Here is a 12,266-nt window from a genome sequence, read left to right on the forward strand (position 1 = left end):
TATTCCCCGCCTTCAGGTCGGGTAGGATGTGGGCTTCCCAGTAGGGCATGACGCGCTCCGCCGTGTCCTTGAGGCTCTCGCCGTTGGGCGGCCGCACGTCGAAGCTCCGTCGCCAGATGTGCACCTGTTCGTCACCGAACTTCTGCGCCGTTTCCGCCTTGTTCAGCCCCTGCAGGTCGCCGTAGTGCCGCTCATTGAGCGCCTGGTCGCGCTCGGTGGGAAGGTTCGCCTGCTTCGCGACTTCGAGGGCGATGTCTGCCGTGCGGATGGCGCGCTTGAGCACCGACGTGTAGACCTTGTCGAACCGGTAGGACGCCAGCTTCGCGCCCGCCTCGCGCGCTTCGAGCTCGCCCTTGGGGCTCAGATCGACGTCGACCCAGCCTGTGAAGCGGTTCTCCAGGTTCCACTGGGATTCGCCGTGACGCAGCAGTACTAGGAACGCCATGAGGACCTCTCAGCCGTGGATAGGACTAGCTCGCGTCGGCGAGCTTGCGAACCATCGATTCCTGCTCGGGGGAGACCGTCTGCGGAACCGTGATGAGGACGCGCGCGCGGAAGTCGCCTTTCGTGCCATTCGCTCGGGCGAACCCTTGACCCGCGATGCGCAGGAACTTGCCGGACTGCGTGCCCTTCGGGATGGTGAGCATGATGGAGCCACGCGGCGTCTCGACCAGCACCTTGCCGCCCAGGATCGCCGTCGTGAAGGGCACGTAGACGTCGGCGATGATATCGTCCCCGTCGCGCTCGAAGCGCGGGTCTTCGCGCACATCGACGGTCACGAGCAGGTCACCGGGCGGCATGCCGCCCGTTCCGGGGTAGCCCTTGCCTTCGACCCGCAGCGTGCGTCCGGACTGGATGCCTGCGGGGATGTGGAGCTTGATGCGCTGCTTCTGCCCGTCGCGCGTGACGGTGAGCGATTTTTCCGTGCCCGAGATGGCTTCATGGAACTCGATGGTCAACGAGTGATGGAAGTCGTCGCCGCGTCGGGAGCGGGAGGGTCCCTGTCCGAAGGTCGTGCGCCGTTCGCGTACGTCGCCCCAGAGATCGCCGAAGATATCGCCGAAGCGACCGAAGATGTCGTCCGTGCTCTCGAAGCCGCCGCCTCGGTATTCGTAGCTGCCGGCTCTGCCTCGCGCGTCGTACTTCCGGCGCTCGGCGGGATCGCTCAGGACATCGTAGGCTTCGGAGGCTTCCTTGAACTCGTCCGTCGCCTTGGCGTCCTTGTTCTTGTCGGGGTGATAGCGCATGGCGAGCTTGCGGTACGCCTTCTTGATGTCCTCCTGGGAGGCATCCTTCGGCACGCCGAGGGTTTCGTAGTAGTCGCGTTGCGCCATCGCTTCACTGCCTCGCCCTAGTGGACGACGACGTCCCCGTCGACGGGTTCCACCTGCACGCCCGTATGACGGAGATACTCCAGCGCTCGTTCGAGCTCGTCGGGCTCGCCGCTCATCTCCAGGACGACCCAACCGGCGTCTTTGGTGACGCTGGCTCGACGGATATTCGTCACGATGCGGAACTTGTGACCCACGTTGTAGATGACCGGCTCGGTCACCTGCTCCGGTGGGAAGGTCAGGCGTACGCGCTGCGATGTCATGGCGGACTCTCCTCGTCCGGCGCGAACGCGTCACCTCTCGCGTTCCGTCCGTCGGTTCTATTGTTGAGTACGGGTCGCGGCAAGGCAAGGGACGGCACGGTCCATCGGCGTCGACTACGCCGCGCAGAGCGGATGTCCGCAACGATCACGACAGGTGGAACACCCGCCGCGCGTTCCCGGAACCGATCGCCTCGCGGGCGGCGGCCGAGAGCCTCGCCGACTCGAACATCTCGAACTGTGGGACGTTCTGCCCGATGTGCAGGTAGTCCGTGGCGAAGAAGAGCTTCCGATGATGCCGTTCGAGGAACGCCTGCCCGAACTCCCAATCCCGCGTGATCGCCGTGTGCGCCGAGCCCGCCGACAGGTCCGCGTATAGGTTGGGGTATTGCCCCAGCAGGCGATCCATCGGTCCGCCTGGGACGACGGGACCTCTTGGATAGCCGCCCATGTCGGCAGCGGTCACGTCGGCGGAGATCGCCGCCCAGAACCCCGGCGCGTGCCCGATGAACGTCACATTCGGATAGGCGTTCAGCATCGCCTCGAGCCCGCGCAGGTCGGGCGCGTCGATGCAGCGAATATTGTCGCAGTGGAAGAGCAGCGGGAGCTTCAGGTCGTCGCAGATGCCGTAGAGAACCTGAAGCTTCGAGTCGTCGATGGGCAAGCCGACCTTCACCTCGCCGAATCCGACCGCGCCGCGCTCGACGTACTCCGTGATGACCGATCGGAAGCCATCCTCCCCTCGACTCATCGACATCCTCGGATCGACGACGCAGAATGGGATGAACCGGTCCGGGTGCTGTTCGCATAGGCGCAGCATGTCGCGCGTCGTGATGTAGTAGCTGGCGCTCTCTGGGCTCTCGACGGGCAGGGGAATCGCCATCTCGATGCCGTAGGCGTCCATCCATCCGAGCATCCGATGCGGTTCCACTGGCTCGTACGTGTCCCAGACGCGTCCGACGTGCGTGTGCGTGTCGATGAGCATCGAGTCTCCCTCAGATCGTCTCGTAGGCGACCTGGACCACGGCTCCGGTCTCCGACGAGTCGCGGATCGCCTCATAGAGAACCATGCTCCTGTAGCTTTCGGCGATGTTCGAGCGAGTCGTCCTACCGTCACGGATCGCTTCGACGAAGTCGATGATTTCCGCCAGGTGCCCGGTGTCGAGTCCGCTGTCGCCGGAGCTGGTGAACGTCGAGGGTTCCCGCCATTCCGTCGGTACGCCGTCGGCGGTGATCCGCCAGCGTGAGGAGTTCGAGATCGTCATGAAGTTACCGCCCCGCGCGGTGAGCTCGACCTCCTCGGTTGGGACGCGGAACGATCGACCGTCGTTCAGGTTCATCGACCCGACCGCGCCGTTGGCGAACCGGATGCTCACGGCGTAGGCATCCTTGCCCTTGGAGAACGCGAAGACCTCCGACGCGTCGCCGAACAGATAGCCCACCAGGTCGATAGCGTGAATGGCGAAGTCCAGCAGGAACGACGTGCGGAGCGATTCGTTCGAGTATTGCGCCGAGGCGTAGTCCACCGAGAGGGAGTACAGGTCGGACGGATCGAACGACTCGATCCACTGCTTCGCGCGGGCGTAGGCGGCCGAGTAGCGCTTCTTGAACGCCGTCATGCAGAGCCTGCCGGTCTCTTGGGCGACGCGGGCAACCTGCAGCGCGTCCTGAGCCGTTGGAGCCGGCGGCTTCTCCGTGTAGACGGGGAATCCGAGCCGGAGGACCTGCGGGGCGAGCGCCGCGTGTCCTTCGGGTCCGACGCAGATGATGACGCCGTCGGGCTCCTCGGCGTCGAGCATCGCCGTCAGGTCGGTGTAGGGCATGCCGCCGAAACGCCGAGCGTTCCGTGCGGCGCGCTCTGCGTCGAGGTCGCACACGCCGACGAGCTGGGCTCCGGCAGCCCCGACGTAGGGATAGATCCGTTTCGTCGAGAGGCTGCCGGCTCCGATGATGCACAGGCGAACGTCGTCCATGGTGCCTATTCGTCCCCGACCAGAGGCAGCGTCAGGTTGACGCGCTTGCCTTCACGAATGACGACGACGGGAACCGTGGTTCCCGGCTCGTAGTTGAGGCGTACGCGTGCGCTCAGCTTCTGGAAGCTGACGTGCTTCGAGTCGCCGTCGAACGACACGAGGATGTCGTTGTTCTGGAGACCCGCGCGCTTCGTCTCCTCGCGCGGGATCCACCGCACCTTCATGGCGAGAGCATCCGGCGCGAGCCCGTTGGCGAGGCGTTCCTCCGCCGACAGCTCCGGCGACCAGAAGCCCAGGTCGGGACGAAGTCCCCACATGGACGCCCGCCAGGAGATGTCTGTCTTGCGCCAGTCGCCGACGGTATTCAGCGTCGCCTCACGGTTCTTGCCGCCGCGCGCGTAGGAGACACGGAGCTTGCCTGGCGTCGGCAGGTTGTGCAGCACCCACGCGATATCCGCTTGGGAGATGATGGCTTGCCCGTTCATCATGCGGATGACATCGCCCGCCTTAAGCCCGGCTTTGTCGGCGAAGGAACCGCTCGCGACGCTCTCGATGACCGGGTCGTCATCGACCTTCATCGTCATGCCGACGTTCTCCGGCAGCGGGTAGACCCAGATGTCCTTCTTCTGGTCGAAGGACTTCTCGGCTTTGCGGACCTCCCGCGCGCCGTCGTTGAGCATGTGGCAGTGGATACAGCCTTCTTTCGCCTGCTCGCTGTTTGCGAGACGTTCGCGGAGCGAGGGCATGTCAGACACCGTCTTGAAGCGCGGGGTCGATCCGCGTTTGGCGGAGAAGAGGGCGCGGTTCTTCGGGTAGTCCTTGTGGAGCTCGAGGGCGCGGCGCATCGCCGTCGTGAGCCCCGTCAAGGAGAGATGATCCATGGCATCTTCGGACGCGCGGATACCGTAACGCCCGTAGATCGTACCGTCGGCGTTCATGAAAAACGCCGCCCACGTGAGGTCGTAGTCGAACTGGAACTGAACCAGGTCGATTGTGTTCATCCGAACGATACGCACCGGCACGAAGAGCTTGGAGAGCTCCGTGAGCTCGTTGTCCTGACGAGCAACCTGCCCGTCAAATGCTCGGCATGCCAGTCAAGGCACGCATCGGAAGACGACGAAGAGCGGTTTGCCCTCCTGCTTCGCCCGCGCGATGCCCGCGTCGAGGTCGTTGTAGATCCAGTGATCGCCCACTTCCAGGTCGCCGAGCTCCTGCCGCAACACTTGCCCCTGGAGCGACATGGCGATCAGCAGCGCACACGCCGTCGCAGCCGCGAATCGTTTCATCGAGCGTCCTCTCTGAACCGGCGAGCGATGTCCTCTCACCCTCGCCATATGCGCTGACTGTATCAACTCGGTCGTGGCGTGTCCAGCGGCGACTTGGCTTCACAGCCAATCGGCGGCAAGACCGGACCTCATCCACCAAGAATCTCTCACAGAAGGATGGATCGAAGTGTTAAGTTGGAGGGGGCTTGCGCGACGTGGCTCTTGACACGAATCGTGGCGCTGGTCAAAACCGATGGTGTTCCGACTGCCCCGATTTGGAAGGGGATGAAACGGCGCGTTGTTGTAGAGGGCAACGGGGGTCTGTTGGGCGTGGCGATTGCCGGCGCGAACGTCTACGACACTCAGTAGAATTCAGATACGACCTATAACGTTATCGAGTCTGATCAGTACGCGTGATACCCCGTCACCGAACGCGCGACGACAGAGCGCCTTGCGACAGTGGAGCCCGGAACGGTCACCAGTCCATTGGCGACTCGCCTAGTAGTCCCAAGCGTCCTGCCGTAGCTCGCCGACGTAGACGATCCGAGCGTCGCCTTCGAGATGGATCGACTGCGCGGACTCGCCGACGAGCTCGAAGCTGACGGTCAAATCGAAGCCGCCCTGCGTCCGAAGCGTCACGGGCGACTGTACGACTCCCCGCGCTCCGCCGAGAATCGCCGCCGCGATGGAGCCGGTTCCGCACGCCAGCGTCTCGTCTTCGACCCCGCGCTCGTAGGTGCGGATGCGCATCGAGTTCCGTCCCGTGACGGTGACGAAGTTCGCGTTCGTCCCGGCGGGCGCGAAATCGGCGTGGTAGCGCGTCTGCCGACCCAACCCGACGACGTCTACATCGTCCACGCTCTCGCAGAAGAACACGACGTGCGGAACACCCGTGTTCGCAAACGAAACCTTGAACTCGCCTCCTCGCAGAGCCAGCGGGAAATCGAGTCGCATGTCCTTCGGATCGCTCATCTGGACGCGGACACGCTCGCCTCGTATCTCGGACTCGTAGACGCCCGCGAGCGTCTCGAACCGCATGTTCTCGCCCGCGATGCCGTTGACGTGGGCGAACCGCGAGATGCACCGCGCGCCGTTGCCGCACGTCTCGGCTTCGCCGCCGTCGGCGTTGAAGTAGCGCATCCGAAAGTCCGCCTGCGCCGGGTCCGACGGGTTCTCAACCAGCAGCAGACCGTCCGCGCCGACCGACAGACGCCGCGCGCACACGCGCTCGACGAACCGCGCATCCGCCTGGACGGTACCTTGGCGGTTGTCGATGATGACGAAGTCGTTGCCCGCGCCCGAGAGCTTCATGAAGGGAATCGCCACGTCGGTTCACCTGCCGCATGTTGCGCCGCATTAAGCCAAGAAGTCGGGGATGCTTTCGCCTCGGATCAGGTCGTCGTACGTCTCGCGCGCTCGGACGACATGGGCTCGATCGACGCTGACCAGCACCTCGGCGGCGCGTGGACGCGCGTTGTAGTTGGACGACATCGCGAAGCCGTACGCCCCCGCGCTGAAGACCGCCAGGTAGTCGCCCGCGTCGACGCGTGGGAGCTCCCGGTTCTTGGCGAGGAAGTCGCCCGACTCGCAGACGGGCCCCACGACATCGACCGTCTCCGTGTCTGCCGAACGGTCCACAACCGGATGAATCCGGTGGAAGCTGTCGTAGAGCGCCGGGCGTATCAGGTCCGTCATCGCGCCATTGACGATGACGAACGTCTTGGTGTCCGTCTCCTTTCGGTAGAGGACCCGCGTACAGAGGATGCCCGAGTTCCCGCTGATGTAACGACCCGGTTCCAGTAAGAGCCGGCAGCCGCTCTGGCGGATCAAGGGGATGAGCCGCTCGGCGTACTCGGACGGGGGCGCGGGCGTCTCGTCGCGGTACGCGATGCCCAGCCCGCCGCCGAAGTCGAGCCGCGTGATGCCGATGCCGCGAGTGCGCAGGAGCCCGATCAGCTCCACGATGCGCGCCATCGCCTGTTCGAAGGGCTCCAACTGCATCACCGGGGAACCGATGTGCGCGTGAACGCCGCAGACGTCGAGATGCGGCATCGCGGCGGCTGCCTCGAAGCTCCTGATCGCGACGTCGAGATCGATGCCGAACTTGTTGCCCTTCTTGCCGGTCGTCGTGTGCGCGTGGGTGCGAGCGTCCACGTCGGGATTGACGCGCAGGGCGACGGGAGCCCGCACACCGAGCTCGCCAGCGACGGAGTCGATGAGCATCGCCTCCGCCAGCGATTCGACGTTGAGCATGTAGACGCCTGCCGTCAGCGCGGCGCGGACCTCATCACACGACTTGCCGGGACCCGCGTAGACGATCTTGCTCGCGTCGATCCCGGCTCTCAGCGCGCGGAAGAGCTCGCCGCCGGAGACGATATCGGCTCCAGCGCCTTCACGCGCCAGGGCGCGCAGAACCGCCAGGTTCCCGTTGCTCTTCATCGCGAAGCAGATCAGCGGGTCGATGCCCGCGAACGCCTTCTGAAAGTCGCGGAAGCGCGACACGAACGCCGCGTGGCTGTAGATGTAGAGCGGCGTCCCGTGCTGCGCGCAGAGGTCCTCGACGGAGACATCTTCGCAGAAGAGCTTCCCGTCCCGATACGTGAAAACGTCGTTCGTCTGCCCCATCCGGTGGCGTTCCTCGTGAGTAGGGTTCCTCGTGAGTAGGGTTCTTCGATGGCGCGGATGCGACGAAGGGTATCCGCGCTGGCGTCGGACGTCAAGGCGTCAGTGGTTCAGCGACCAGTCGTAGTCGTTGTAGACGAGCCGCAGCGTGTCGCGATGCTCCTCAATGTACTCGCGCGTGGCATCGTCGGACAGCATCCGCGCGATGAAGTCGATCTCGGATCGCGGCTTCTCGCCGAAATCGTCGCGGTACCAGTCGAAGATCGCCGACAGGTGGAGCGTGTTGCTCTCCGCGTCGAGGCGCACTTCGGAAGGCGAGTTCACGAAGGCGCGCGCTGCTGTGTCGAGCTGCTCGTCCAACCGGTCGGCGTCGTAGGCGGCGATGGGCGGGCATCCCGCCGACGCGCAGTTCAGGGCGAAGTGGATGCGCGGATCGAGCCGCGCGACGACGAACCGGAACCTCGGATCCGTGTGCAGGATCGATACGCCGCGCAGGATGCCGTGCTCGATGTCGTTGGGCGTGTAGACCAGTCCGCCGATCCGGTACGCGAAGAGGTCGAAGAACCGCTCGCGCTCTCGGACGCTGGTCGTCACGCCGGAATCGAGGACGGAGTGCATCACCAGCGCGTTGTAGAGGTTCACCCAGAAGGCGACCTGCTCGTCGTGCGTGGCGAGCTCGCCCGGGTCGAACCGATCCAGCCGCGCGGCGAGCTCTCGGTACTCGGCGAACGCCGGCGACTGCGACAGACCTTCGTAATCGACGCGCTTCCCGTCGACGAACTGCGCGACGAGTCGGTTCGCCGTCTTGCGCAGACGCGCGGGCACGCTCTCGTCGGGCTCTGGCGCTTCGGTCGCGCTGGCGGTCGGGTCGTTCAGGATGCGCGGCGCGCTGGCGCGAGCGCCCGACAGCAGCATGAGCGCGGCGGCGACGGACACGAGGCTGTGGGCTCGGATCGGCACGCGCGTTCCTTTCCGGGTGGAGCCGGTGCTATGCTTCCCACCGTGACCAGGAGAACCGAATGGCGATCGACGGCTTCACCCTCTACTGCATGTTACCCGAAATGGACGCGGCTCTGCGCGGGAGGGCTGTCCGCGACGTCGTCCAGCACACTCGGACCGAGGTCGTTCTACGCTTCCGGTCGCGCGAGGGCGAGCCCGAAGCCGCGCTCCTGTTGTCGGCGCACGCCGTCCACGCACGCGCGCATCTGGTCACCCGATTCCCCAAGCAGCGCGAGTCGGAGCGTCCACATTTCGCCTCGGTTCTCGTCAAGCATCTGATGCGCGCTCGACTCACGGGCGTGGGACAAGCGGGACTCGACCGCATCCTGACCTTCCGATTCGAGCTCGACTCCCAGGTTCCCGGAGCTGAACCCGAACGGCGCGATCTGGTCGTCGAGATGATGGGCAAGCACAGCAACATCATCCTGACGAACCCCGAAACCGGACGCGTCATCGAGCCGCTGACGCATGTGGACGAGCGCGTCAATCGCTACCGCGAGGTGCTCCCCGGCGTCGCCTACGTCCCGCCGCCGCCCAGCCGCCGCAGCGACCCGTTCGGGGAGACGCCGGAAGGGCTCGCCGAGAGGATCGACCCGCGCGAGACACCCGTTTCGCGTCAGATCGTCCGCGCGTACGACGGCTTCGGTTCCGCCACTGCGGCGCACGTGTGCGAGACGGCGCGCGACGAGACGGACGCTGCCGAGCTCTGGCACGCGTTCCGAACGACCGTCGTTCGCATCCGTTCCCACGATGTCGAACCGTGTGTCATCTGGGAGGAGAGGAACCGGGAACCGACGGCATACTCCTTGTTTCTCCCCAACGCCGCCGACACTCGCCATGAGCGGACGGATTCGGTCAGCCGCGCGGTGGGGCGAGCCTACGTAGGCATCGAACGACAAGACCAACTCGCGGGGTTGCGTCACACGATCGCCCAAGCCCTGGATCGGCGCGAACGATCGCTAGCGAGGAAGATCGCCGACCTGACCGTCGAGCTCTCAGCCGCCGAGAAGGCGAGCGAGTACCGCGTCTACGGCGATCTGCTTCTCGCGTCGCTCGACCGAATCGAACCTCGCGCCGAGACCGCGTCCGTCCCCAACTACTTCGAGCCCGACGCGCCCATCGTCCAGATTCCGCTGGAATCCGACAAGAACGCCGCCGAGAACGCACAGGCATACTTCCGCCGATACCAGAAGGCGAAGCGCGGGGCAGCGATCATCCGTCAGCACGTCTTCGACACCGAGCAAGAGCTGGAATGGGTCGAGGAGAAGCGCGTCGCCCTGGAGTCGGCTGACTCGCTGGAGGCGGCTACGGAACTCCACGCGCAGCTCATCGAGCTAGGCTGGGTCGCCGATCCGGATCGATCCCGGCGGCGCGAGAAGCGCAAGGCGGACACGCCGTACCGCCTCGTTACGACCGCCAACGGGTGGCAGATACTCATCGGGCGCAACGACCGTGAGAACGAGTGGCTCGTCACGCGGGCTGCCCGCAAGGACGACATCTGGCTCCACGCCAAGCAGATACCGGGCTCCCATGTCATTGTGCGGAACCCGGAGCGCAAGACGCAGATTCCGATGCCGGTTCTACTCGAAGCGGCTGGGCTCGCCGCATATTTCAGCAAGGGGCGCACGTCGAACCGTGTTCCCGTGGATTACACCTTCGCGAAGTACGTCGTCCGGCCCAAGGGTACGGCGGCTGGCTTCGTCACCTACACGCACGAGAAGACGCTCTACGTCGAACCTGCGGCGACCGATCGGCGGTTCGCCGACTGACGCACATCGCCCGCGCCAGGGCTCTCGGAGGGTTCCATGTCCGACCGACTGCGCATCGGGATCGTCGGCTGTGGTGGCATCTCGCCATCGCACATCCGCATCTACGCCGAGCATCTCAGCGAAGAAGCCGAGATCGTCGCCGTCTGCGACATCGACGAGGCGAAGGCGCGGAGCCGGTCGACCGTCGTGCGGGACACATACGCCAAGCGCGCCGAGGAGCTCGAAACACGCGCCGCCCAGACGGACACGACGGCGGCGTACGAGCGACGGAACCGCCAGATCGAGGCGTGCCGCGCATCTGCCCGCGAAGCCGCCGTGTTCACGGACTACGAGAAGATGATCGCCGAAGCCGACATCGACGCCATCAACATCTGCGTGCCGCCGTTCGCCCATTCGGGCCCGGCAATCGCGGCGGCGCAGGCGGGCAAGCACGTCTTCTGCGAGGGTCCCATCTCCGGCAGCCTGTCCGAGGCGGACGCGATGATCGCCGCTGCGAAGGCGCCCGGCGTCGTCTTCACCGTTCAGTACGGGCATACGCGGTTCCACCGGACGGCGATGATGGCGAAGCGCGCCATCGAGAACGGCGACCTCGGCAGGATCATCATGGGGAACGTGGACGTCCTGTGGCACCGAGGGCAGGACTACTACGACATGGACGCCTGGCGCGGGACATGGAAGGGCGAGCGCGGCGGAGCCACCTACCACCACGGCCGCTACGCCATCGACCTCTATCTGTGGCTCATGGGAGCCGCGGACGAGGTCTACGCCCGCATGGGGACGTTCACGCACGACATTGAGGTCGAGGACACGTCCGTCGCGCTGCTGACGTTCGCGGGCGGCGCGTTCGGGCAGATCACAGCGAGCACGTCGGCGCATCCGAACCCGAAGATGCCCAGTCAGCGCATCGAGATCTTCGGCGAACGCGCGTCGATCGCCGTCATTCCCGAGTACGCTATCGGCTCCGCCGAGAAAGGCTACGCGGAAGCTCTCGCAGCGAAGCTCGAACGCGAAACGCCCGCCGTAGGCACCGAGGGGATGCCAGGGCAGTTCGTCGACTTCATTCGGGCGATCCGCACGGGTTCCCAGCTCTTCATCTCCGGCGCGAGCACGCGTCCGCAGCTCGAAGTGACAAAGGCGATCTACAAGTCCGTCGAGACTGGGGCAGCCGTACGGCTCCCGATCCAGCGGTACGATCCGTACTACACGCTCTGATCCTGGTGTCGTCCTGAGTGGTAGGGGCGCGTCTCAGACCCGCCCCTACGGGACTGTCACCGATTTCCGAAACGAACCACTGGGAACGACACCTGCTCGCCATCAGCCGTCGTCGCGCGGGACGGGCTTGCGGCCGCCGACGTAGGGCGGCTCCAGCAGGGCTGAGCGTGTCGGCGACGCCGACTCCGCTCGAAGCCAGTCGAGCGACTCAGGCCTGCCCCAAGTCATGTGTCCCGCGTTGTACTTCAGCAGGAGCGACCGCCGCGTGTGGTCCGCCTGCCACTGGCGCGTCCCGTGGACGAGCGCCTCGGTGAACAGGATCGCGTCTCCGGGCTCCAGGGCTGGCTGGAGAACACGGTCGCCGTCGTGATCCATCTGCAGCGGCAGGTTCGACTTGTGCGATCCGGGCACGACGATGAACCCGCCGTCGCCGGGACGCTGCGGCGCAAGCGCGATGCTGATGACGACCAGCCCGTTCCACATGCGTCCCTGATGCCACGCGTAGTAGTGGGAGCCGTTGTCTCGGTAGGGCCCGCCGTGCAGGTTCGAGTGACCCTCGCCGCGCGTCATCTCCAGACCGTAGGTGTGGTCGAGCCGCACATGCTCGCCGCACATCGTCCGCATGTACGGCAGGATGCGCCGGTCATCGATGAGAGCGCGGAACGACGCGTCGAGCCGCATGAAGTCGAACGAGACACCCTTGCGCGGGTTCGCGGCGCGGTCGCGGTCGATGATTGCGTTGAACGCGGCGACCTCGTCCGCCGTCAGCAAGCCCGGGACGATCAAGAAGCCACCGAGATCGAACAGGAACATCTCCTGAGCGTTCATGTCACCC

General features: G+C 65.4%; 13 protein-coding genes. 2 read left to right on the plus strand and 11 right to left on the minus strand.

Annotated elements, in window-relative coordinates; genetic code table 11:
* From FJZ36_02185 to FJZ36_02230, 10 genes are all read right to left on the minus strand, one after another.
* On the minus strand, window positions 1-445 hold a 445-nt coding region (locus tag FJZ36_02185), incomplete at its 3' end, for a 2,3-bisphosphoglycerate-dependent phosphoglycerate mutase (protein MBM3213709.1).
* Between the two features lie 25 nt (window positions 446-470).
* The gene (locus FJZ36_02190; GenBank protein MBM3213710.1) at window positions 471-1,334 is read right to left on the minus strand and encodes a J domain-containing protein; all 864 of its coding nucleotides are present in this window, start codon (window positions 1,332-1,334) and stop codon (window positions 471-473) included.
* A gap of 17 nt (window positions 1,335-1,351) precedes the next feature.
* A complete protein-coding gene (locus FJZ36_02195) occupies window positions 1,352-1,594 on the minus strand; it encodes a FeS-binding protein (GenBank protein MBM3213711.1) in 243 nt (80 codons plus the stop codon).
* Window positions 1,595-1,739: 145 nt separating this feature from the next.
* A complete protein-coding gene (locus FJZ36_02200; GenBank protein ID MBM3213712.1) occupies window positions 1,740-2,651 on the minus strand; it encodes an amidohydrolase in 912 nt (303 codons plus the stop codon).
* Window positions 2,587-3,564, minus strand: coding sequence for a Gfo/Idh/MocA family oxidoreductase (locus FJZ36_02205; GenBank protein MBM3213713.1), 978 nt, complete (start codon window positions 3,562-3,564; stop codon window positions 2,587-2,589). Before FJZ36_02205 ends, FJZ36_02200 begins: the two co-directional genes overlap by 65 nt.
* A gap of 5 nt (window positions 3,565-3,569) precedes the next feature.
* Window positions 3,570-4,565: a PDZ domain-containing protein gene (locus tag FJZ36_02210; protein ID MBM3213714.1), complete on the minus strand. Its 996-nt coding sequence runs from the start codon at window positions 4,563-4,565 to the stop codon at window positions 3,570-3,572.
* A gap of 93 nt (window positions 4,566-4,658) precedes the next feature.
* Window positions 4,659-4,850, minus strand: a complete 192-nt coding sequence (locus FJZ36_02215) for a hypothetical protein (GenBank protein MBM3213715.1) — start codon at window positions 4,848-4,850, stop codon at window positions 4,659-4,661.
* A 477-nt stretch (window positions 4,851-5,327) separates the two neighbouring features.
* On the minus strand, window positions 5,328-6,140 hold the full coding sequence (locus FJZ36_02220; GenBank protein ID MBM3213716.1) for a diaminopimelate epimerase: 813 nt from the start codon (window positions 6,138-6,140) through the stop codon (window positions 5,328-5,330).
* 45 nt (window positions 6,141-6,185) lie between these two features.
* Window positions 6,186-7,454 carry a diaminopimelate decarboxylase gene (gene lysA, locus FJZ36_02225; protein MBM3213717.1) on the minus strand — a complete coding sequence of 423 codons (1,269 nt, stop codon included), beginning with the start codon at window positions 7,452-7,454 and terminating at the stop codon, window positions 6,186-6,188.
* Between the two features lie 99 nt (window positions 7,455-7,553).
* Window positions 7,554-8,411 (minus strand): DUF547 domain-containing protein, encoded by an 858-nt coding sequence (locus FJZ36_02230; protein ID MBM3213718.1) that lies wholly within the window; start codon window positions 8,409-8,411, stop codon window positions 7,554-7,556.
* A gap of 59 nt (window positions 8,412-8,470) precedes the next feature.
* On the opposite strand from FJZ36_02230, the gene FJZ36_02235 reads away from it, so the two are divergent.
* Both FJZ36_02235 and FJZ36_02240 read left to right on the plus strand, forming a co-directional pair.
* Complete coding sequence (locus tag FJZ36_02235; GenBank protein ID MBM3213719.1) at window positions 8,471-10,219, plus strand: fibronectin/fibrinogen-binding protein; 1,749 nt, start codon at window positions 8,471-8,473, stop codon at window positions 10,217-10,219.
* A gap of 36 nt (window positions 10,220-10,255) precedes the next feature.
* Window positions 10,256-11,431, plus strand: a complete 1,176-nt coding sequence (locus FJZ36_02240) for a Gfo/Idh/MocA family oxidoreductase (GenBank protein MBM3213720.1) — start codon at window positions 10,256-10,258, stop codon at window positions 11,429-11,431.
* 102 nt (window positions 11,432-11,533) lie between these two features.
* On the opposite strand, the gene FJZ36_02245 is transcribed toward FJZ36_02240, so the two are convergent.
* Complete coding sequence (locus FJZ36_02245; protein ID MBM3213721.1) at window positions 11,534-12,259, minus strand: hypothetical protein; 726 nt, start codon at window positions 12,257-12,259, stop codon at window positions 11,534-11,536.
* Between the last annotated feature and the right edge of the window lie 7 nt (window positions 12,260-12,266).

The organism is Candidatus Poribacteria bacterium (assembly GCA_016866785.1).
Taxonomy (GTDB): domain Bacteria; phylum Poribacteria; class WGA-4E.

What these genes read in the sequence shown, in the direction of transcription:
- FJZ36_02190 (MBM3213710.1), bottom strand. Translation starts at nt 1,334, where the DNA reads ATGGCGCAACGCGACTACTACGAAACCCTCGGCGTGCCGAAGGATGCC.
- FJZ36_02195 (MBM3213711.1), bottom strand. Translation starts at nt 1,594, where the DNA reads ATGACATCGCAGCGCGTACGCCTGACCTTCCCACCGGAGCAGGTGACC.
- FJZ36_02200 (MBM3213712.1), bottom strand. Translation starts at nt 2,651, where the DNA reads ATGAGGCGATCCGCGACTCGTCGGAGACCGGAGCCGTGGTCCAGGTCG.
- FJZ36_02205 (MBM3213713.1), bottom strand. Translation starts at nt 3,564, where the DNA reads ATGGACGACGTTCGCCTGTGCATCATCGGAGCCGGCAGCCTCTCGACG.
- FJZ36_02210 (MBM3213714.1), bottom strand. Translation starts at nt 4,565, where the DNA reads ATGAACACAATCGACCTGGTTCAGTTCCAGTTCGACTACGACCTCACG.
- FJZ36_02215 (MBM3213715.1), bottom strand. Translation starts at nt 4,850, where the DNA reads ATGAAACGATTCGCGGCTGCGACGGCGTGTGCGCTGCTGATCGCCATG.
- FJZ36_02220 (MBM3213716.1), bottom strand. Translation starts at nt 6,140, where the DNA reads ATGAAGCTCTCGGGCGCGGGCAACGACTTCGTCATCATCGACAACCGC.
- lysA (MBM3213717.1), bottom strand. Translation starts at nt 7,454, where the DNA reads ATGGGGCAGACGAACGACGTTTTCACGTATCGGGACGGGAAGCTCTTC.
- FJZ36_02235 (MBM3213719.1), top strand. Translation starts at nt 8,471, where the DNA reads ATGGCGATCGACGGCTTCACCCTCTACTGCATGTTACCCGAAATGGAC.
- FJZ36_02240 (MBM3213720.1), top strand. Translation starts at nt 10,256, where the DNA reads ATGTCCGACCGACTGCGCATCGGGATCGTCGGCTGTGGTGGCATCTCG.
- FJZ36_02245 (MBM3213721.1), bottom strand. Translation starts at nt 12,259, where the DNA reads ATGAACGCTCAGGAGATGTTCCTGTTCGATCTCGGTGGCTTCTTGATC.